A 20,100-nucleotide genomic window follows, 5' to 3' on the forward strand; every position below is an offset into this window, starting at 1 on the left:
AGCTTGTTACAGCATTTCGATATGCATAATTCCACATTCCTGGCAAAGCGTTAATAATTCCCCTTAAAGTTTGCATATCCCTCATTGTGAGCAGCTTGCATATTCTTTAGACTAATGGCGTAATACCTAACCTTTCAACGAAAAGAGGAACAACGATGACTGCATCGAAAAGGGTGGTACATGTCATTTCGCATACCCATTGGGATCGAGAATGGTATATGCCTTACGAAGCCCATCATGTCAAGCTGATTGAGACAATGGACACGCTGCTGGAAACGTTCGAGGCCGATCCTCATTTTCGCAGCTTTTACCTCGATGGTCAAACGATAATTTTAGATGATTATCTGCAGGTGTACCCCGAGAAGCAGAGCCAAATCCAAAAGCTGTGTGATGAAGGCAAGCTCTCTTTGGGTCCTTGGTATATTTTGCAGGATGAGTTTCTAACCAGCAGCGAAGCAAACGTAAGAAACTTGCAAATCGGACATCGGGATGCCAAAAAATATGGACCGATTTCGAAGCTTGGTTATTTCCCAGATTCGTTTGGCAATATGGGACAGGCTGCTCAGCTATTAAGACAAGCAGGCATCGATACCGCCGTGTTCGGAAGAGGTGTAAAAGCAACTGGCTTCAACAATCGGGTGGAAGATTCCTCAGGCCTTGAGTCCCCTTATTCCGAGCTCATCTGGCAGGCACCCGACGGTTCAAGCGTATTAGGCATCCTATTTGCCAATTGGTATAACAATGGTATGGAGATTCCAGTTGATCCTCTCAAAGCAAAGCCTTACTGGGAGCATCGCCTTGCGCGAGCGGAACAATATGCTTCAACCTCGCAGCTGCTGCTTATGAACGGCTGCGATCATCAGCCCATTCAGACCAATCTCTCCGAAGCGCTCCGCGTAGCGAGAGAGCTGTTCCCTGCGTACGAGTTCATCCACTCCAACTTTGACGATTATGTAAAGGCGGTTCAAACGCAGCAGCCTCCGAACCTGAGCCTAACGCGCGGAGAGCTGCGCGGCCAGCAAACGGACGGCTGGTATTCGTTAGTTAATACAGCGTCTGCTCGTGTTTACATCAAACAGCTTAATCAACGAAATCAGACGCTGCTGGAGAAAGTGGCCGAGCCGATCTCTGCCATCGCCCATCAGCTCGGCAAGCCTTATCCACATGGTCTCTTCCAATATGCTTGGAAGACACTGATGCAAAATCATCCGCACGACAGCATTTGCGGCTGCAGTGTCGATGAGGTGTACCAAGAAATGAAAACCCGTTTTGCCAAAAGCATGGAGGTTGGCAAAGCATTAACGACCGAGAGCGTTAAATTTATTAGCGCTATGGTCAATACAAGTCATTTTGCCAATATCAGTGAGTCAGCTGCTCCCTTCATCGTCTTTAACTCAAGCGGCTATGAAGGCTCGTCAGTCCACCAATTCGAGATTGAATGGTCGCACCGTTTCTTCGATCAAAGCGAGGATCCTGTTGCCATTGCTAAGCAGGTTCAAGATCGGACGCACGCCGAAGGGTACTTGGTGAACGGCATCGGTGAACGCATCGACTTTACTGCTCATGATTTGGGCGTTCGCTTCGGCTATGAATTGCCAAATGATAAATTCCGGCAGCCCTATATGGCTCGCGCACTGCGTCTGACCTTCGAGACCGGCATATTGCCTTCGATGGGATATGAATCTTTTGCTTGGATACCATGTCAAAATGAGATTAAAACTTCCAGCGAGAATCGCCATTCATTAGTGACTAGTGAACGAACACTGGAAAATGCTCGTCTTACATTGACTGTAGAGGAAGACGGAAGTTTTACAGTTTATGATAAGAAAAGCCAGCAGCTGTTTTCGGATCTTGGCCATTACGAGAATGTGGGCGATATCGGCAATGAATATATTTTCAAGCAGCCAGTCGGCGACTTGCCGATCACGACTAAGGGCAGCAAAGCCGACATTCGAGTGGTTGAAGATTCGCCTTACCGGGCATCCATAGAAATCACTCATCGCCTTGCTATCCCTGCGCGGGCAGATGATCTTCTGGCTGAAGAAATCCGCACAATGGTTGAATTCCGGCAGCGGAAGGCGGGCAGATCGACTTCCCTTGTACCGCTAGAAATTGTGACACTAGTTAGCCTAGAACGTGAGGGCAAAGGTGTTCAAGTCCATGCGCGCATTGAAAATCAATCGCAAGATCACAGGCTGCGCGTGCTTCTGCCTTCGGATGTTGCTGCATCCACACATTTTGCAGATTCAATCTTCGAGGTCGCTGAGCGTCAAAACGTTCCTGCAAAGGAATGGCAAAATCCGAGCAATGCTCAGCATATGCAGACGTTCATTGACGTGCACGGCGAGCAAAGAGGCTTGACGATTGCAGGCAAAGGCTTAAATGAATATGAAGTGCTTCAAGATGGCAGAAATACGATCGCTGTAACCCTTCTGCGCTCCGTCGGAGAGCTTGGCGATTGGGGTGTATTTCATACGCCTGAAGCGCAGTGCTTAGGTACAAATGAAGCCGAATGGATGATCATTCCTTACGGCAGCGCTGAAGAACGTTTTGCCGCTTATCGCGAAGCCTATCGTTTCCCTATACCCGTTACGGCAATCGCAGCTGGATTGCATGATGGCGAGCTTGCTCCCGCTTGTGATTTCCTCAAATGGAATGGTGAACAGCTCGCCTTCTCCAGCCTGAAGATCAACGAAGAACGTGGCGACAGCATGGCAAGGTGGTACAATTTAGCAGAATCCACGACCAGCTTAGCTATTCATCCAAGCGCTGCTTCTGAATCCTATGTAAGTGACATAATGGAGAACGATAGCGCTAATAGGATCAAAAACAGCGTTCAGGTCGAAGGCTTCAAAATCGTAACGATTGGTTTAGCCGTAGCTTCTAATATAACCAAATCAAAAAATTAAAAGATAAAATGCAAAGAGGCAGTCTCCTAAGGTTATGCCATTTTCACCTAGGAGTCTGCCTCTTCATGCTTCTTGCTGAGTGCAATTTTTCATATCATTAGTGTGGCACAGCTGGCTCTTCATCCGCAATGCCTCTTTGTCGTCTATATTCCTTTGGCGTGCAGCCAACCTGCTTTTTGAACAGCTTCGAGAAATGCACCGGGTCCTTATACCCCACCTGAAATGAGATTTGATACACTTTGTATTTGATGTCGCCTAACATTTCCTTCGCCTTCTCAATCCGTATTTCTGTCAAATATTCCAAAAAGGTTTTCCGTTTCTCCTTCTTAAAGAGCTTGCTCAGCCATACCGGCGTCACATGAACGGCCATTGCAACACTCTGAAGAGTTAAGCTTTCAGCATAATCCCTCTGCAATATTTTCTCTGCTTCATAAACGATCTGGCTCGGCGTATTGGACAGCTTGCGGAAATCTGCTGCGATTGCAAGAAGGAACAGCTCTGTTTGCACACGCAGCGACTGCAATGTATCGTATTGCTCTAATAGCTCCCACACCGCGATCGGATTGCTGCCCAAATTTTTGCTTGAAACACCTGCCGCCGCTGCTCTGCGAAACACCTCGAACAGCCATTCAAATATTTTTTGCTGTATGTCACGCAATTGATTGAGACGCCAGGCTTGTACCATCTCCACAAATCGATCCATCGCTGCTGTAATTTCCTCATCCGTGCCATACTTCACGAGATCGAGCACCTCTTCAGGCTCGCTAAGCGATAAGTCACTCCCGTCACCCTCATAAAATAAACCCTGCTCCGTGAACAATCGATTGCCTCCGTATACAGCCTTTTGCTCCAATACGTTTATCGCTTCCGCATACATTTCATGAAGATTCTCAAATGTACAAGGTGTTGTTCGCATGCCAGCGCTTGCTTTCACCTTAACGAAATCGTTGATTCGCTGTAAGCAAAGCTGCGCCATGCCCCGGCTCAACTCCGCATGCTCTGGCCGCGAGCAGCTGAAAATGACAATCCATCGATTGCTGCTGTCCATGCAAAGCGCAAAGGGATGAGGATAATCTTCCTCCAGCGTTTGATTGACCACATTTCCGATTCCGAACAATATTAAATCCTTTTCCTTCGTATGGCGATTCTCGATTGCTTTCAGATCATCAGCTTCCACAACAACAAGCGTCATATGCTGATTCGCTATCCACTCCAGATTTAATGTCTGCAAGCGATGTCTTCTCCGTGCTTCACGGTAAGGATCATAGTCCTGCTCAATCATTTCTCTGAGCAGCTCCTCGCGCATTTTTGGAATCGCGAACCTCACTTGATTAATAAGCTGCTGCTCATTATGCTGGTCCATTCTCTTTCGGTGGATATGATCCATCGTTTTTCTAACGATTTGGGTCAGCTCGTCCAAATTGATCGGCTTGAGGATATAGTCCATAACGCCGATTTGTATCGCCTGCTTCACCAGCTCAAAATCATCATACCCACTTACAACAATCGCTTCCGGTTTATAATTTTCAACGGTCGTCAACGAACGAAGAAATTCCAGCCCCGACATCCGATTCATTTTAATATCTGTGACGATAAGATCCGGTCTCATATCCAGTGCAAGCATTAATGCCGTATCTCCATCATCAGCCACCAGTACCTCATCAATTCCGAATGTTTCCCATGGAAAGCGGTTACGTAAACCTTCGCGGATTTCGAATTCATCGTCCACTATTAAAGCACGCAGCATCCTCTCACCTTCCCCTTCATGCATTTTCAAAGATGTTCAATACGGAACCATTACCTAACTACATACTACCTGACTGTATTTCGGATTACACGGGGGTAATTGCAAACTTTATGGTGTAGTATTAAATAAACGAGTGTACCTGCGCACCTTCATACGATCACCCAAAGACAAGCTCACTTAAAAATAAAAGCAGCTGTCCCAATAGGTCTTAAAAACCTGCTGGAAACAGCTACTTCTCGTGTTATAACAAGTTCAAAATCGGCTCGTATACTCCGTACAGCAGAATATAAAATGCCGCTCCGAGCGCTGAGCCTATATAAGCTCCGTTCAAACGAATACGCTGCAGATCGGTCTCGACCTTGCTCTCGATGAAATGCACCAGCTTTTGCTCTGTGAAGCTATCAAGCGTCTTGCGTACGATGATTCCGATAATTGCATGTTCGGTTTCAATCATCTTCTGCACGAATTTCTGCACGTATTGCTCCAGCCAGCCCTTCGTTTCCTCGTTCGCTTTGAACCACTCCCAGTATGACATAATGAACTGATTAATCAGCTCCTTAATATCGGATGGATTGACGGAATGTTTCTGCGGCAAGGCTAGCTGCTGCTTCGGTTCGCTGATCAGCAGCTGTCTAAAGTTGCCTAGCAAAGCTTCAATAGAAGGAAGTAACGAGATCTTCTCAATCACTTCATCTCTCCATTCATCTACAGCAGCCGAAACATCCTCGCGGTGCTGCAAATTGTCGGCAAGCTGAAGCACCATTTCCTCCAGCAAAACACGAAGCTCATGCTCTGGATTTCGCAAATCATTAATGAGCAGCTGCAAATCGTCATACAGCACATTTGTAGCATCGTCGAGATTCAGCGCATTCGTTGATTCAGCAATCTCCACTGCCATTTTTTTGAGCCACTTGGAGAAGATACTGCCTTGATTTACAAACTTCTCCTTCTCCTTACCAAGCAGTTCACGAATGACAACCTTGGTTTGTTCTTCCGCTGCACGTGCCGCTGCAAACTCAACGATCTGGCTAACCCAGCTTTGGAAATTGCCTTTAGCCATCACCCATTTGAGCGCCTTGCCCGCGTAAGGCGACAAGCTGATCTTGCCTAAGCTTTTCCGTGCTTTCTCATCCAAAATGACGGATAGACCTTTAATATCCAGCTTGGCAAGCAGACCAGCCACCAGCGTCCAGCCTTGCTCAGCGAGCATGCCGTTTGGTCGGCGATCGATCCATGAAATGCCGATCTCTACAAGCGATATTTGTTTTACCTTTTCCTTTAACAAATCTTTGCTGAGCAGCTGCTGCTCGACCATATTCGCGACGCCTTCAATCAGCTTATCGCGATTTCTAGGAATGATCGCTGTATGCGGAATCCACTTCCACCCAAATGGGTGGCGGAACAATACCGTTACAGCAAATAAATCAGCTAATGCGCCAACGAGCCCCGCTTCGGTCGTGTAGAGCAGCATCCGTGCCCACCATTGGTCTGGGAAGACATATAAGCAGCAGGCGGCAATCACGAACAAGGCGGCAAGCAATATTAAGCTGCGGTTTGCTTTTTTTCTCATAGCCATTTATGCTCGCCCTCCAATCCAAAACGTCGCTAGATGCAGGACTACGCCGATAAGCGCTCCGATACCGATTCCGTTAATCCGAATGTACTGCAAATCGCGTCCCGCTTTCTCTTTAACCAGCTCAATAAGCTCTTCTTCTGAGAAGCTGTTCAGCTTGTCAGTTACCATTTTGCCGATAAAAGAATGCTTTTGCTCTACCCATTTCAGCAGCGTCGTCTTCACGTATTGGTCCAGCCGAGTAAGCAGCTCTGTATTTCCCACTACATAAGCTATTCCTTCTTCAACTTTATCCTTGATCCAAGGATAGCGCACCTGCTCGCCTTCCGCATTGGAAGCCGCAGCGAGTCGAATGGACTCCAGTCCACGCTGGATGAACGCATCGAGCTTAAGCTCATCCTTAACAGATGCCAAAAGCGTTGTTTTCCCCGCTTCTATTCGGCTGCGCAATTGTTCATCCGTACGCAGTCTTGCAACAAATTGCGCAATAAAAGCTTTGATTTCCTTGCGCTGCGGATGGTCTTCAGCATGGAATTTCTGTAGAAAAGATACCAGCCACTCCTGCAATCGTCCGCTAATATTTGCCGCTTCCAGCCCTGCGGAGAAATCGATCAGCTTCCTTCTAAACTTATCGCCTTCGTAGGAACGAATGGCTGAATCGACGATTTGGCCTACAACAGCGCCAAATGGTGCCGATTTCACAATTTTGATTAGCTCCGGAATGATAAACTCGATAATCCGATCATCGTAACCATTTTTGATAGTCCAATCGCCAGCATCGGCAGCAATGTCTGCGACAGGAATCGAATCGGCATGCTCGAGAAGGAAGGTTTGAACGGTTTTGGCCAGTTCCTGCAAATCAATGGTCGTAATTACATCATCCGCCAGCTGCTGCAAAATGTCATTCACACCCTGTTCGCCGCCGTGCTGCTTCAAATATGTGACTAAAACGTCTGCAATATTGTATTCGTCAAGCCTCTCCCTAATATTCGGGATGGTTAACAATTCATTTTGAACCATTTGGACAAGCTCGCCAATCAAGCGCTCACGATTCCGAGAAATGATGTTGGTTCCCATCCAGACCGGCCACTTTATTTGCAAAGGATTTCCAAACAATGCGCTAACCGCAAAGGAATCCGCCAGTCCGCCGATCGTTGCAGCGCTAAATAAGGAAAATAACAGGCCTCCAATAAATGTTTCATGAAAGGGAAAAGCCGCAAATATTCCGATCGCTGAGAAAAGAAGCGCTAAATCCGCTTTTTTCTTAATACTGAATTTGTTCATACACAAGCTCCATTCCTGATGATCGTTCCACATTAATTATCCCATATGTATAGGGTGTGAAACAATGGAGTTTCTATAATCTGAGAATTGATCTTTAAAAGGATTAAGCGCTGCTGCTTTTAGGGCTTTTATTGGACTTCCGCGGCACTAATGAATCGCTCTTAGAAACTTGCCAAATGCCTAAGCAAACAAACGCTCCCCCTACGAGATGAGACCATGAGAAAGGTTCGTTTAAAATGCCGTAGGATAGAAGCACAGTGCTAAGAGGAATGCAGCTTGTGTAGACAGCGGCTGTTCCCGCACTCACTTTGGAAACACCGCGAAACCATAATATATAAGCCAAGGCGGTAACGAAAATACCATAATAAAACAACAGGCCGATATCACCAACAGATACACTGCTGAAATCGTATTGTTTAGCCTCAACAAGCGCTATTGGCAAAAACATGATGAATGAAAACAAGGTGACATAGGTTGTCCCAAGCAGTGAAGAGACATTGCTTGCGGTCATTTTGCGCAGGATCGTAAGCATCGATTCCCCAACAACTGCGCCTAAAATGAGCAAAAGTCCAATATACGAAGCTTGTGACGGAGGTGCAGAGGAGGGAATCAGCCATCCTGGCACCTGAATGCTAACAACACCCAGTATGGAGCAAACGATGCCTATTTTAATCGGATTCGTTAATTTTTCTTTTAAAATCATATACGAAAGGAAAGCAACGACCGCCGGCGTTAAGCTCGTCACAATACCCGCTTCCGTTGCGAGCGCGGTCCGCAGGCCATACAGCATGAATACGCGGAATAAAAACATCCCGAGAAACGCTTGCAGCAGTAAAAATAAAAAATCCTTTCTCCCGACTCGGAGCGAGGATTTGCCGCTTAGCATCAAAATCGGAATTAACAACAATAAAGCAATGACTAGGCTAATCGCCTGTGACAAAAAAACCGGCATCTGCATCGTCGTTATTTTGCCGGCTACTATGGAGCTTCCGATGAGAATAGCGGCAATGGTCAGCTCAAAATACGCAATAATACGAGAATGATTCACATTCAGCAACCCCTCTACTTTTGTTTCATGTATACTGTAGCAAAGGGTCGTTAACTGGTTGTAGTGCCATTAAACAGGCATTTTCATAGTACCACTTCAAAAGGAGTTTGGATATTTTGTGGCTGTCCATTGATAGACAAGCGAATTTGCCTATGTTTCGCCAGATTTTCAACTCACTCCAAGCTGCTATTCTCTCGGGTGAGCTGCCTGCTGGCTACAAGCTTCCATCTACTAGAGAGCTTGCCTCGCAGCTTCATGTCTCGCGCAACGTGATTTTGGAAGCCTATGAGCTTTTATTAGCTGAAGGATACATAACAGGCCGCTCTGGTGCAGGAACTTATGTAGCTCAAGGAGCCTGCTTGCTTGGCTTTACGAAGGCGTCACCGTTACCATTACCCGCTTCATTAGCAGAATCGACGAACACATCAGAGCTCGATTTCATCTCGTTTCGTACGGGCCTGCCCGCACTGAATCTTTTTCCGATGAAAAAATGGGGCTCTATTTTGCAAAGTGTATGCATGGATTCCTCTATTGCTGAATTAGGTTATGGCGATCCGTCCGGTGATTTAGAATTGCGTCGTCTGCTATCCAAACAGCTGTGGATTTCAAGAGGAGTTGTCAGCAATCCCGAACAAATTATAATTACAAACGGTGCGGTACAGGCGCTTCAGCTGATCGTTAAGCTGCTGCTGAGAGACGGGGAAGATGTTTTAGTCGAAGATCCGTCCAATGTAGATTTAAAGACGATATTAACTTCTACAGGAGCCGAGCTACATGGCGTTCCCGTTGACGATTCCGGCCTTTTAACCCACAAGCTTCCCGTAAACCTTCGGCCAAAATGCATCTATGTCACACCCTCTCATCAATTCCCGCTTGGCGGCATTTTACCGATACAAAGGCGGATTGAATTAGTTGAATACGCCCGCCAAAGCGGCAGCTATATCCTCGAAGATGATTATGACAGCGAATTCCGGTATGACGGCGCTCCTATCCATTCACTCCAAAGCTTATGTCCTAAACAGGTTGTCTATATTGGAACCTTCAGCAAAGTCATGTTCCCTTCGCTGCGAATCGGCTATATGATAGTCCCTGAACCGCTAGTGGAGCCCTGCCGTCAGCTTAAGCGGCTGTCTGACTATCAAACGCCTATGATTGAGCAGCTTGCTTTGATTCGTTTCATGAACAGCGGATCGCTTAATGCTCATATTTTAAAAATGAAAAAGTTGTACAAAAAGAGACGCCAGCTCCTGCTTGATGCTTTACATGAGCAAATTACCCTGCCTTACCAGATATGTGGACGAGCGGCTGGTTTGCATCTGGTCGCTCAGTTTGAAGCGCAGCTGCCGGAGGATTTAATGAACCGGCTGGAAGCAGCGTCTGTATTTGCGGCCTTGCTGCCGAATAACCGGATGCTGCTTGGATACGGGCATTTGGATGATCAGCAAATTTATGAGGGCGTCCGTCGCATTGGCAAAGCCCTCAAGAATTGAATGTCTCCAGCCGAGAAAAGCCGGCAAACCAAAGAAACCAGCTGCACCCGATTATCAGGTACAGCTGGTTTCTTTGGGCTAACCCTCTACTTCGGAGAAAGCACGTATTCGCTTCCGGCGCTCACCGTCCATGATACAAGCCCATCCTTGCTGAATACGTCTTTCACCTCATGGCCATCTTTCCTTACGATGAGCGGAATGCTGCTTTGCACGACACAGCTATTAGCTGCGGTAGCACGTATGCGAGCCTCAACAAGCAAGCCATTTGACCAGCGGATGTCCACCTCGAAGCCGCCTCTTGCACGGAGACCTGTCACTTCTCCATGAGGCCATGCTTCCGGCAAAGCAGGCAACACATGCAGGCTGCCCGCATGGCATTGAAGCAGCATTTCCGTTATGCCTGCAGCGCCTCCGAAGTTGCCATCGATTTGGAACGGAGGATGATTATCAAACAGATTTGGCAGCGTGGAATGACCTAGCAGATCTTGCACATTCGCATACGCCTTCTCCCCATCCTCAAGCCTTGCCCAGAAATTAATAATCCAAGCTCTGCTCCAGCCTGTATGGCCGCCGCCGCTTTCAAGCCTTCGATCTAACGTGACTCTTGCAGCAACTGCCCATTCAGGTGTCCCTCTAACCGTAAAGCGCTTGCCTGGATGCAGTGCGAACAAATGCGAGATATGACGATGTCCCGGCTCCGCTTCCTCGTAATCCTCCATCCATTCTTGAATTTGCCCGTGCTTGCCAATTGCGGGCTCCGGCAAACGGGCTCTCATATTGTGCCAAAGTTCCTGCTCCGATGAGTCGATGTCAAGCTTCTTTGCCGCTTCTGCGCAAGCCGTAAACAATTCATATAAAATTTGACTATCCATCGATGCACCAATGCATAACGTACCGGATTGTCCATTTGGCAATAAATAGGTATTCTCAGGAGATACGGAAGGATTCAATACGAGCAGGCCATCCTCTGTTTCCGTCAAGAAATCCACAAAAAATTGTGCCGACTCCTTCAAGGTTGGATATATTTGCTCAAGAAAAGCATCATTAAGGCCATACTCATAATGCTCCCACATATGTAGGCAAAGCCAAGCCGCACCAAGCGTCCAATACGAGGCTGGCAAATAAATATCCTGTGGAGCGGTATCGCCCCAAATATCGGTATTATGATGAGCGACAAAACCTCCACAATCGTACATTGCTCTTGCGGTTATTCTGCCAGGTTCACGCATCCGCTCGATGAGATCAAATAATGGCTCATGGCATTCTGCTAGATTGCCCGCTTCTGCCGGCCAATAATTCATTTGCGTATTAATATTAATCGTATATTTGCTGTCCCATGGCGGCAGCATCTTCTCATTCCAGATGCCTTGCAAATTGGCAGGAAGCGAGCCCGGACGACTGCTTGAAATGAGCAAATAGCGGCCAAACTGATAATATAAGGCCATTAATCCTGCATCGGCGCTGCCTTCTTGAACTAGCTTTAAGCGCTCATTTGTAGGTACATCGGCAGCATTCGAATGAGCAGCATCCGTTAAGCGAAGCTGTACCCGCTTTGACAATGAAGTGAAATCTTGAATATGGCGCGATTTCAACTCATCATAGCTTATTAAGCCAGCACGGACTCCTGCATGGACAGCGTATGACTCCGGGTCAGCATGACGGAAAGAAGTTGCTGCGGTTAATAGAAGCGTTACGCTATTGGCGCCTTCCACGATGAGATGCTCGCCAATAATTGATACTGAACCGCCATCCGCAACCGCGCGCAAAGAAGTTCGGAAATCAGATCCGCCTGAACCGCCGCACATGCCACGCATCACAATCGTATTCTCGTCTGCTTTCACCAGCTCGTCATAGTAGCGATTGCTGCCGCGCAGTAATCGAGCTTTAAAGCTGATGCTACCCGGTTTGTCTGCTGAGAATCTTGTAACTAGCGCTTCATCTGGGAAACTAGCAAATGTCTCACGATCAAAACGCACATCTCCTTTAGTAAAAGTTACACTTGCAATACCGTTGGTGATATCGAGAGCTCGGACATATTCTCGTACTTCTTCTTTCGAATCATATCTTAAGTTTAGCTCTAAATCTCCAAGCGGCATATAGTGCCTCTGCGTCTCGGGAACGCCAGATAAAGCCATCGCAGATAAATCATGCGCTTCATGCAGTCTTCCCTCTCGCAGCAGCTCACGAATTTTCGGCAAATGCGGCAGTGCATCTGGATTGTTGCGATCACGCGGTCCGCCATACCATACGCTGTCTTCGTTCAGAGCTATCCGCTCACGGCTTATGCCACCAAATACCATGCCTCCGAGCTTCCCATTGCCAACAGGCAGCGCTTCCTCCCAATTGGAGGCAGGCTCCTTATACCATAAGCGCGTTTCTTCAACCAGCGTCATCTTCCAATCCCCTTTTCATTCATTCATCTTTTATTTAAGAGAACAATCCATTACTATATTAATAATTCTACAAAAAACATTGGATGGCGGTGCCGCAGGTGGATAGAACAAGTGAACAACATGCGTTATCTGAGCTGCTGCAGTCGCTGCAGCTAAAATTGCTTATGGCGCATAAAACGCAAGTCTCTCTAAATTGGGGAGAAACCGACTCTGTTCCTGAATACAATAAGCTTTATTTTATTTGCGAGGGGGAAGGCTGGATTCGCATCGGCAACGACGACTATTATCCTAAACCCGGCCAGCTGTTTCTCACTCCTGCGCATACAAAGATATCGTTCTCCTCTTTAAATCATCGCCCATTCTTAAAGTATTGGTGCCATTTCAATATCATGGCAGGTCCACTTGATCTTTTTCAGTGGATTGGAGTTCCTCTCTGCATCAATATTAAAAATACGAGCAGCATGACGCGCTTGTTCCATGATCTCATCGAATGGCATAAACAAGATTCAATCGTTGCTAGGCTCCGCGAAAAAGCTGTATTGCTAGAAATCATAAGCTGTTTTCTCGAATCCGTTCCGATTCGCGTACTGCAGCACCGAACCGAGGAGATGAACCGTTTGAACGTCATACAGCAATATGTAGACAGTCGTCTTCATACGAGCATCAGCGTCGATCAAATGGCCGAATCTGTTCATCTTCATCCCAACTATTTCAGTTCCTATTTCAAAAAACATTTCGGAATGCCTCCGCTTAAATACGTCAGCCGCAAACGAATAGATCGCGCCAAACAGCTCTTAACGACAACTTCTCGCAGTATTAAGGAGGTTGCCGATCAATCTGGTTTTAAAGAAACGAATCATTTCACGAAATTTTTCCGTAAAGAAACAAATCTAACCCCAACCGATTATCGAACAGCCTATTCGGAGAAGCGATCGCTTCAAGGCGATAATTCAATTATAAAAGCGCATTCATAATGTGACGATGTAAGAAACTAAGGTATAAGGGTATAATTCTAAGGGTCTGCCTACTAATGGCAATAAAAAATAGGACAAGCAGCTGCAGCAGCCTGCTTTGTCCTAATTTTTGTTGCTTATTGATAATAAGAAGAGATCATTGTCCAATCAGCATCCGTTAATTGATTGATTTGCCATACCGCAACACCGCGCAAGCCAAACGCTTTCGCTAAATGTAGTTTGGCTTCGATGCTCTGCGTGTTCTCATACCAGAGCAGATGCGAGCCTCTATCGTCCTTAAACGTAATTTGATTCAAAAAGTACGGCAGCTGCATGACGGATTTCGTATCTGCAGCTGTTAAGCGACTTTCTACAGCCGCGATGGCTGGCGAACGGAAAAACTCTACAGTACCGTCTGCCTTTGTTGTCCATTGGTTAGCCTGCTTAGAAATGCCTAGCTTCAGCTTATCTGCTGGAATATACGAGAGTATATTTCGTACGGAATCACCAACAAGCGTAAGCGGCGCAGACGGCAATCCACTTTCCTCATGCGTAAATTCATAGGCCATCAATATAACTTCATCAGCCAGTTCGCCAATTTGTTTGTAATCATAACCTGCATAATAATAAGAAGGCGGTACAACTACCGTAAGTGATATTTCACTGCTTAGTTCAGCCTTAATTGCGCGAATCAGTTCAACGAAAGGCTGCTTATACTCAGCAGGTACCATGCCTTCAAAATCAATCGCCACTCGCTCAAAACCATACAAAGGATTAGCGGCTGCCTCGGCTACAGAACTAGCAAATGCTTTGCGAGCTTCAGCATCGATTATAAAATCACCAAGCTTCTGAAGCGTTGTATTTCCAAAGATCATTAGCGTCTTCGTAGAACCACTCGTTTCTGCCGCTGTTAGAGTCTGCTTCCAATCGCTTGGCGGAGACATAAGAACGGATGCTTTGCCCGCTCCCTGATAGTCAAGCTTAGCCCAGTCAAAGATAACCTCATCTGCGGCAGCGAATCTATCCAGTTTCTTGTAAGGTCCACCTGCTGCAAAAAAAGCTGATACCTCTAGCTGGTGGCTTTCGCTTTGGAAGTCGATCATCCGATCAACAATAGCGGCTGCTTCGCGTCGTGATAACGACTTTTTTGGAAGAAACAAGCCTTTATTATCTCCTTGCATAATGGAATCCGCGTATGTACGCAGCACGTATGGTGCAAGGTTTTTATCCACTTGATTCATATCGGCAAAAGCCGCTTTCTCGCTAGCTTCTTGCCAGCCTGTATCTAACCATTGCTGCTTCTCTTCTGCCGTTTTTCCTTGGAGCAGTGCAAAAGCCGTTAAAGCTGCTACTTCCTCACGCTTAATATTTTGGCTCGGATTAAATTTCCCATTTACGATGAGCAAATCCAACCAACCAGCGTCATATGCGGGTTTAATAGAGGCATAAGACCAACGATCCTTGGCTACGTCAGAGAGTCCAGCAGACTTCTCTTTATCTATCACCGGTTTAACGGATTGTACTAGCAACTTTACGAATGCTTCTCTCGTAAGTTCGGCGCTTGGACGAAAGGTTCCATCCTCATATCCAGAAACAACTCCAAGTGCGACTAAACGATAAATAGATTCGGCTGCCCAATCCTTCACAGTTACATCTCGATAAGGCTTTAATTGCGCATCATACGCAAACGCCTGCATGGCGTTTCCCAGCATAAACATCAGCAGGATTCCAATAATAACGGTTGTTTTCCCTTTGAACCTCACTACATCCTCTCCTTTATGAGCATAGCTATCACTCTATCGATTATTCGATAGAATCATATCCTATATTCCATAAAAAGTCTAATAGACCCAACTTTTGGGCGGCGAAATAACACTATCATTAGCCCTTTTTTCTTAAAATAGTTTTTAGTCTAGTTAAAAATGGTTATTAGTCCAACCTTTAAAAATGGTATAAACGTAAACTAAATGATCTAGGGAGGTGTCTTTAGTGAGCTGCTTGAATAGAAAAAAGCGCTGCAAAAACATACGTGTAGTAGTATGCAAATCCAGAAGAAGAAAAAAACGCTGTAATAGAGTTGTTAAAAAGATTGTGAAGGTAACATGTCCTCCTCCTCAAGTGAATGTAACTGCTCCGGCAGGACCAACAGGACCTCAAGGACCCCAAGGTATTCCTGGTTCAGTAGGAGCAACTGGTGCGACTGGCACTAATGGCGCAACTGGTATTACAGGCGCAACTGGTGCGACTGGTACTAATGGGGCACCTGGAGCTGCTGGCGCAACTGGTACGACTGGTACTAATGGGGCACCTGGAGCTGCTGGCGCAACTGGTGCGACTGGTACTAATGGGGCAACTGGAGCTACAGGCGCAACTGGTGGAGCCGGAGGAGTATTAAGCTTCGCCGATTTTTTTGCATTGATGCCGCCTGATAATGCAGCAACAGTTGCTGTCGGTGCAGATGTAAGTTTCCCGCAAAATGGACCTACTAGCGGAACTAACATTACCCGTACTGGTGCTACTACGTTTAACTTAGCTGTAATTGGAACGTATCAGATTTTGTTTCAAGTAAGTGTGACCGAACCGGGGCAGCTCATTTTAACTGTTAATGGCGCCGATCTAGCTTATACAGTGGTTGCCCGAGCAACAGGTACTTCTCAAATTGTAGGAATGGCTCTTGTACAAACGACTGTCATTAATTCAATACTCACCGTGCGAAACCCTGCGGGCAATTCCACGGCACTTACGATCACACCGCTCGCTGGAGGAACAAGATCTGTTTCAGCTCATCTTGTTATTACGCAAATCGCATAAGGAAATAGAATGGATCTCATAGCAACATCCGAAAATATAAAAAGGCGACTTTACATTCACTACGGAATGAAAGCCGCCTTTTTGATTTTAAATTCACTTCACAACATTAATCGCTGTTAATCTGTGACCTCCACTTAAGAGAAGTCCTTTCATCTATAGCAAGGAAGCGAATTGCTTAATGGCTTCCATTCGGCCCTTGGTTTTCCGTTTGAGCGCCGCCTTTGCCTTGATTCTCGGATGGAGCTTTGTTGCTTTGATTATTAGAGTTGCCTCCACCGATACCTTGGTTATTGCCTTGACCTCCGCCAATACCGCCGCCTTTGCCACGGTTTTCTCCTTGGCCTCCGCCAATGCCGCCGCTTTTGCCACGGTTTTCTCCTTGGCCTCCGCCAAACCCGCCGCCTTTGCCACGGTTTTCTCCTTGGCCTCCGCCAATGCCGCCGCCTTTGCCACGGTTTTCTCCTTGGCCTCCGCCAAATCCGCCGCCTTTGCCACGGTTTTCTCCTTGGCCTCCGCCAAATCCGCCGCCTTTGCCTTGGTTCTCACCATAACCTCTGCCAGCTCCGCCGCCTGCACCGCCACCACCAGCTCCGCCGCCTGCGCCACCACCAGCTCCGCCACCACCAGCTCCGCCGCCTGCACCGCCACCAGCTCCGCCGCCTGCACCGCCACCAGCTCCGCCGCCTGCACCGCCACCAACTCCGCCGCCTGCGCCACCACCAGCTCCGCCGCCTGCGCCACCACCAGCTCCGCCGCCTACGCCACCACCAGCTCCGCCGCCTACGCCACCACCAGCTCCGCCGCCTGCACCGCCACCAGCTCCGCCGCCTGCACCGCCACCAGCTCCGCCGCCTGCACCGTTACCAGCTCCGCCGCCTGCACCGTTACCAGCTCCGCCGCCTACTCCATTGCCAGCGCCTTTACCGTTGCCGAGTGATTTTGCTTTACCTTTCCATTTTGCTTGCGTTTTTGCCTTCGTTGCTGCTTTCTTCTCCGAATAGGAATAAGAAATCGATTGTAGCGTTTTAGCATCTACGGCGCCTGTTGTAGGCAAGCCATGTGTTTTTTGATAATATTTTACGCCGCGCACTGTAGAAGGCCCATAACGACCGTCAATTTTACCAGAATAGCTGCCCAGGGATTTCAGCATGCCTTGAATAACATAGACATCTGGACCCTTAGCATTTTTGCCAATCGCTTGACCAGTATGAGGCATACTGAACATCAATGTGATCGCGAGTAATGCTGCGCCTATGTACCTTGCAGCAAACCTCCCAATCTTATTGCGTTGTTCATCCAAACCAATTGCCTTTTTATGTTGCTGCATGCAAAATACACCATCCTTTTGATTCTTGAATTTAACTCCCCCCTTACTATCCCCAAATATTTAATTTCATTCCATATTGAATCAATAAAAAAAGCGGATCGCTTATTTGCGCTCCGCTACTCTTCTTCATCTTATTTGAAAATACTTATGCCAAACCACCGAGCTTGCACGAAATTTGTGATGCAGCTGCCTTTACATATTGGATCATATTAGGAATTTCATTCTCGTTAAGCCGATGGATAGGTCCTGCTGCAGACAAGCTGGCTACGATTCGCTGCTGAGGATCAAAAATAGGGGCAGCAATTGCAAAAGCATCCGTATCCACCTCACCCAAAGTAAAGCAATAACCCGCTTCCCTAATACGATGCATTTCTTGCAAAAGCAAAGGCTCGCCGGCATCTTCGCCAAAAAGCTTGCACATCTCTTCAATAACTTTGTCATTTTCATTAGCGAGCAGCGTTTTCCCAGAAGCGCCTGAATTAAGCGGCAATATTCTTCCATTTTCAATAGAAAGCCTGATCAAACGTTTACTCGTTACATTTTCGATACAAATGGCTTTGGAACCGGAGCGGACAAAAAGCACCGTCGTTTCATTCGTAAGCGCGGTGAGATCCTCCATAATCGGCCTCGCGATCGTAAGAAGCTCCTTCTCGATTTGCTGCGATAAGCTTCTTGCCAAATCAAAAATACGCAGACCTAGACCAATTTGCCCTCTGCCCTTACGCTCTACGAAACCATTTTTTATAAGTGTTTGAATAAAACGATATGCGGTACTGTCGGGGATGCCTACCTTCTCCGCAATTTCACTAACCGTGAGCGTTGCACCCGATTCAGCGAGCACGAATAAAATATCGATAGCACGTCCTAATGTTTGAGTTCCATTCATCATTGCACCTCAAAATATTTACAATAGTAGTCAATTATAAGGATCAGTATATCATACCCTTTGTTCTCCGCGTGCTCTGCGCATCGTTGATTTTTCAACTTGCAGCAAAATCGTATTTGTAGATAAAGCTAATAACGATACGAGCAGCGTGCCCCATACCATTTTTGGTACTGAGTTTTGATATAAGCCTTCGAATAAAATACCGCCTAACCCGCCGGCATTAATCCATGCCGCTATGGTTGCGATACCTATTACGGATACCGATGCTATACGAATGCCGCCAATGATGACAGGCAGTGCCAGCGGCAGCTCGATATGGACGAACAGCCTCCACTTGCCATAGCCCATTCCTTTGGCTGCTTCAATGATCGAAGGTTCAATCGATTGAAAGCCTGAAATGACATTTCGCACCAAAATCAGCTGACTATACACAACTAATGCGATAATCGCCGGCTTGCTGCCGAGGCCAACTAGCGGAATTAGCAAAGCGAACATCCCGAGGCTTGGAATCGCATAGATAATGCCTAGCACGGACAAAATAGGAACGGAAATCCGCCGATGCCTCGACAGCCAATACCCTAATGGCAGCGCAATAACAAGTGCGATAAATAACGAAACAAAGGTGAGATAAATATGCTCCAGCAACGAGGTTATTAAATCATCATAATGGCGGGTTAAATAGTCAATCATGCCTCTCACCTGCCGTTCTGCAGCTTCAATTGCTCAAGCGTTATTATGCCAATGATTTCATGTTCGGTATTTTCCACAGCCACATACGGTGCATTTTGCTGCAGCAGAATTTGAAGCGCCGACTTTAGACTATCACCAGCGGGCATGCGGGGAATATCAGATCCAGCCGGTTCTTCCAGCGCAACCATTTTCTCTTCTGCCCGAATCAGGTGAAGTTGTTGGAACAAATCATCGGCTTGAATCAGTTGCGATACGAAAGCATTATTGGGCTTGGACATGATGGCAAGAGGCGTATCATACTGCTGGATCGTCCCTTCGTTCATCACGATCATATGATCACCGAGCTTCATCGCCTCTTCCACGTCATGCGTCACAAACAATACGGTTTTGCCAAGCTCACGTTGTATTTGCTTAAAATCATCCTGCAGCTTCGTACGCGTAATAGCGTCAATCGCTCCAAACGGTTCATCCATCAGCAATATAGCTGGATCACCTGCCATCGCTCTAGCAATCCCTACACGCTGCTGCTGCCCACCTGACAGCTGCCGCGGGTAAAGCTTCTTATAGCTTGCTGGCAAATGAACAAGATCCATTAAATAATCGATTCTCTCCGCTGTTTTTTGGCGTTCCCAGCCCAGTATATTAGGGACCGTTGCAATATTTTGTTCAATCGACAAATGCGGAAACAATCCTACCTGCTGGATTACATAACCGATGCTTCGGCGAAGCTCCGTCACGGGCAAGCTGCGAATGTCTTTGCCAAATATCGAAATCGTGCCTGCCGTCGGTTCAATAATTCGGTTTACCATTTTTAGCAAGGTCGTTTTGCCGCAGCCTGATGCACCTAGAATCGTAACAAAGGAGCCTTGCGGAATAATAAGGCTCGTTTCATTAACGGAGGGATTCGCAGACTTTGGAAATGTTTTGGACACCTGCTCAAAAATAATGGCCTCTTTGCTCATTTTATATCAACTCCTGTAGGAAGGGGG

General features: G+C 46.9%; 14 protein-coding genes. 4 read left to right on the top strand and 10 right to left on the bottom strand.

All coding sequences use genetic code 11. The features are described from left to right. Positions 1–155 precede the first annotated feature (155 nt). Complete coding sequence (locus AC1DOV_RS20325) at positions 156–2,909, top strand: alpha-mannosidase (RefSeq protein ID WP_477550898.1); 2,754 nt, start codon at positions 156–158, stop codon at positions 2,907–2,909. A 97-nt stretch (positions 2,910–3,006) separates the two neighbouring features. Here the strand turns inward: AC1DOV_RS20325 and AC1DOV_RS20330 are convergent, their stop codons facing one another. From AC1DOV_RS20330 to AC1DOV_RS20345, 4 genes are all read right to left on the bottom strand, one after another. Beyond that, complete coding sequence (locus AC1DOV_RS20330) at positions 3,007–4,656, bottom strand: response regulator (RefSeq protein WP_477550899.1); 1,650 nt, start codon at positions 4,654–4,656, stop codon at positions 3,007–3,009. A gap of 241 nt (positions 4,657–4,897) precedes the next feature. Then, on the bottom strand, positions 4,898–6,232 hold the full coding sequence (locus AC1DOV_RS20335) for a DUF445 domain-containing protein (RefSeq protein ID WP_477550900.1): 1,335 nt from the start codon (positions 6,230–6,232) through the stop codon (positions 4,898–4,900). Next, a complete protein-coding gene (locus AC1DOV_RS20340; RefSeq protein ID WP_477550901.1) occupies positions 6,233–7,513 on the bottom strand; it encodes a DUF445 domain-containing protein in 1,281 nt (426 codons plus the stop codon). A gap of 103 nt (positions 7,514–7,616) precedes the next feature. Further along, positions 7,617–8,561: a DMT family transporter gene (locus tag AC1DOV_RS20345; RefSeq protein WP_477550902.1), complete on the bottom strand. Its 945-nt coding sequence runs from the start codon at positions 8,559–8,561 to the stop codon at positions 7,617–7,619. 116 nt (positions 8,562–8,677) lie between these two features. Between AC1DOV_RS20345 and pdxR the strand changes: the two genes are divergently transcribed. Next, on the top strand, positions 8,678–10,051 hold the full coding sequence (gene pdxR / locus AC1DOV_RS20350; protein ID WP_477509287.1) for a MocR-like pyridoxine biosynthesis transcription factor PdxR: 1,374 nt from the start codon (positions 8,678–8,680) through the stop codon (positions 10,049–10,051). 86 nt (positions 10,052–10,137) lie between these two features. Here the strand turns inward: pdxR and AC1DOV_RS20355 are convergent, their stop codons facing one another. Continuing rightward, complete coding sequence (locus AC1DOV_RS20355) at positions 10,138–12,444, bottom strand: glycoside hydrolase family 95 protein (RefSeq protein WP_477509288.1); 2,307 nt, start codon at positions 12,442–12,444, stop codon at positions 10,138–10,140. Positions 12,445–12,542: 98 nt separating this feature from the next. On the opposite strand from AC1DOV_RS20355, the gene AC1DOV_RS20360 reads away from it, so the two are divergent. After that, positions 12,543–13,418, top strand: a complete 876-nt coding sequence (locus AC1DOV_RS20360; protein ID WP_477550903.1) for a helix-turn-helix domain-containing protein — start codon at positions 12,543–12,545, stop codon at positions 13,416–13,418. Positions 13,419–13,534: 116 nt separating this feature from the next. On the opposite strand, the gene AC1DOV_RS20365 is transcribed toward AC1DOV_RS20360, so the two are convergent. Next, complete coding sequence (locus AC1DOV_RS20365) at positions 13,535–15,160, bottom strand: S-layer homology domain-containing protein (RefSeq protein WP_477550904.1); 1,626 nt, start codon at positions 15,158–15,160, stop codon at positions 13,535–13,537. Between the two features lie 328 nt (positions 15,161–15,488). Here AC1DOV_RS20365 and AC1DOV_RS20370 point away from each other — a divergent pair, with 328 nt between their 5' ends. After that, positions 15,489–16,208, top strand: a complete 720-nt coding sequence (locus tag AC1DOV_RS20370) for a collagen-like protein (protein ID WP_477509291.1) — start codon at positions 15,489–15,491, stop codon at positions 16,206–16,208. Between the two features lie 175 nt (positions 16,209–16,383). Here AC1DOV_RS20370 and AC1DOV_RS20375 read toward each other — a convergent pair whose 3' ends face one another. From AC1DOV_RS20375 to AC1DOV_RS20390, 4 genes are all read right to left on the bottom strand, one after another. Next, positions 16,384–17,535, bottom strand: coding sequence for a peptidoglycan-binding domain-containing protein (locus AC1DOV_RS20375; protein WP_477550905.1), 1,152 nt, complete (start codon positions 17,533–17,535; stop codon positions 16,384–16,386). Positions 17,536–17,680: 145 nt separating this feature from the next. Next, positions 17,681–18,424 carry an IclR family transcriptional regulator gene (locus tag AC1DOV_RS20380; RefSeq protein ID WP_477550906.1) on the bottom strand — a complete coding sequence of 248 codons (744 nt, stop codon included), beginning with the start codon at positions 18,422–18,424 and terminating at the stop codon, positions 17,681–17,683. Between the two features lie 48 nt (positions 18,425–18,472). Beyond that, positions 18,473–19,111, bottom strand: a complete 639-nt coding sequence (locus AC1DOV_RS20385; RefSeq protein WP_477550907.1) for an ABC transporter permease — start codon at positions 19,109–19,111, stop codon at positions 18,473–18,475. A gap of 5 nt (positions 19,112–19,116) precedes the next feature. Then, a complete protein-coding gene (locus tag AC1DOV_RS20390; protein WP_477550908.1) occupies positions 19,117–20,073 on the bottom strand; it encodes an ABC transporter ATP-binding protein in 957 nt (318 codons plus the stop codon). Between the last annotated feature and the right edge of the window lie 27 nt (positions 20,074–20,100).

Source organism: Paenibacillus sp. 01T47 (genome assembly GCF_056398245.1).

What these genes read in the sequence shown, in the direction of transcription:
- AC1DOV_RS20325 (WP_477550898.1), top strand. Translation starts at nt 156, where the DNA reads ATGACTGCATCGAAAAGGGTGGTACATGTCATTTCGCATACCCATTGG.
- AC1DOV_RS20330 (WP_477550899.1), bottom strand. Translation starts at nt 4,656, where the DNA reads ATGCTGCGTGCTTTAATAGTGGACGATGAATTCGAAATCCGCGAAGGT.
- AC1DOV_RS20335 (WP_477550900.1), bottom strand. Translation starts at nt 6,232, where the DNA reads ATGGCTATGAGAAAAAAAGCAAACCGCAGCTTAATATTGCTTGCCGCC.
- AC1DOV_RS20340 (WP_477550901.1), bottom strand. Translation starts at nt 7,513, where the DNA reads ATGAACAAATTCAGTATTAAGAAAAAAGCGGATTTAGCGCTTCTTTTC.
- AC1DOV_RS20355 (WP_477509288.1), bottom strand. Translation starts at nt 12,444, where the DNA reads ATGACGCTGGTTGAAGAAACGCGCTTATGGTATAAGGAGCCTGCCTCC.
- AC1DOV_RS20375 (WP_477550905.1), bottom strand. Translation starts at nt 17,535, where the DNA reads ATGCAGCAACATAAAAAGGCAATTGGTTTGGATGAACAACGCAATAAG.
- AC1DOV_RS20380 (WP_477550906.1), bottom strand. Translation starts at nt 18,424, where the DNA reads ATGATGAATGGAACTCAAACATTAGGACGTGCTATCGATATTTTATTC.
- AC1DOV_RS20385 (WP_477550907.1), bottom strand. Translation starts at nt 19,111, where the DNA reads ATGATTGACTATTTAACCCGCCATTATGATGATTTAATAACCTCGTTG.
- AC1DOV_RS20390 (WP_477550908.1), bottom strand. Translation starts at nt 20,073, where the DNA reads ATGAGCAAAGAGGCCATTATTTTTGAGCAGGTGTCCAAAACATTTCCA.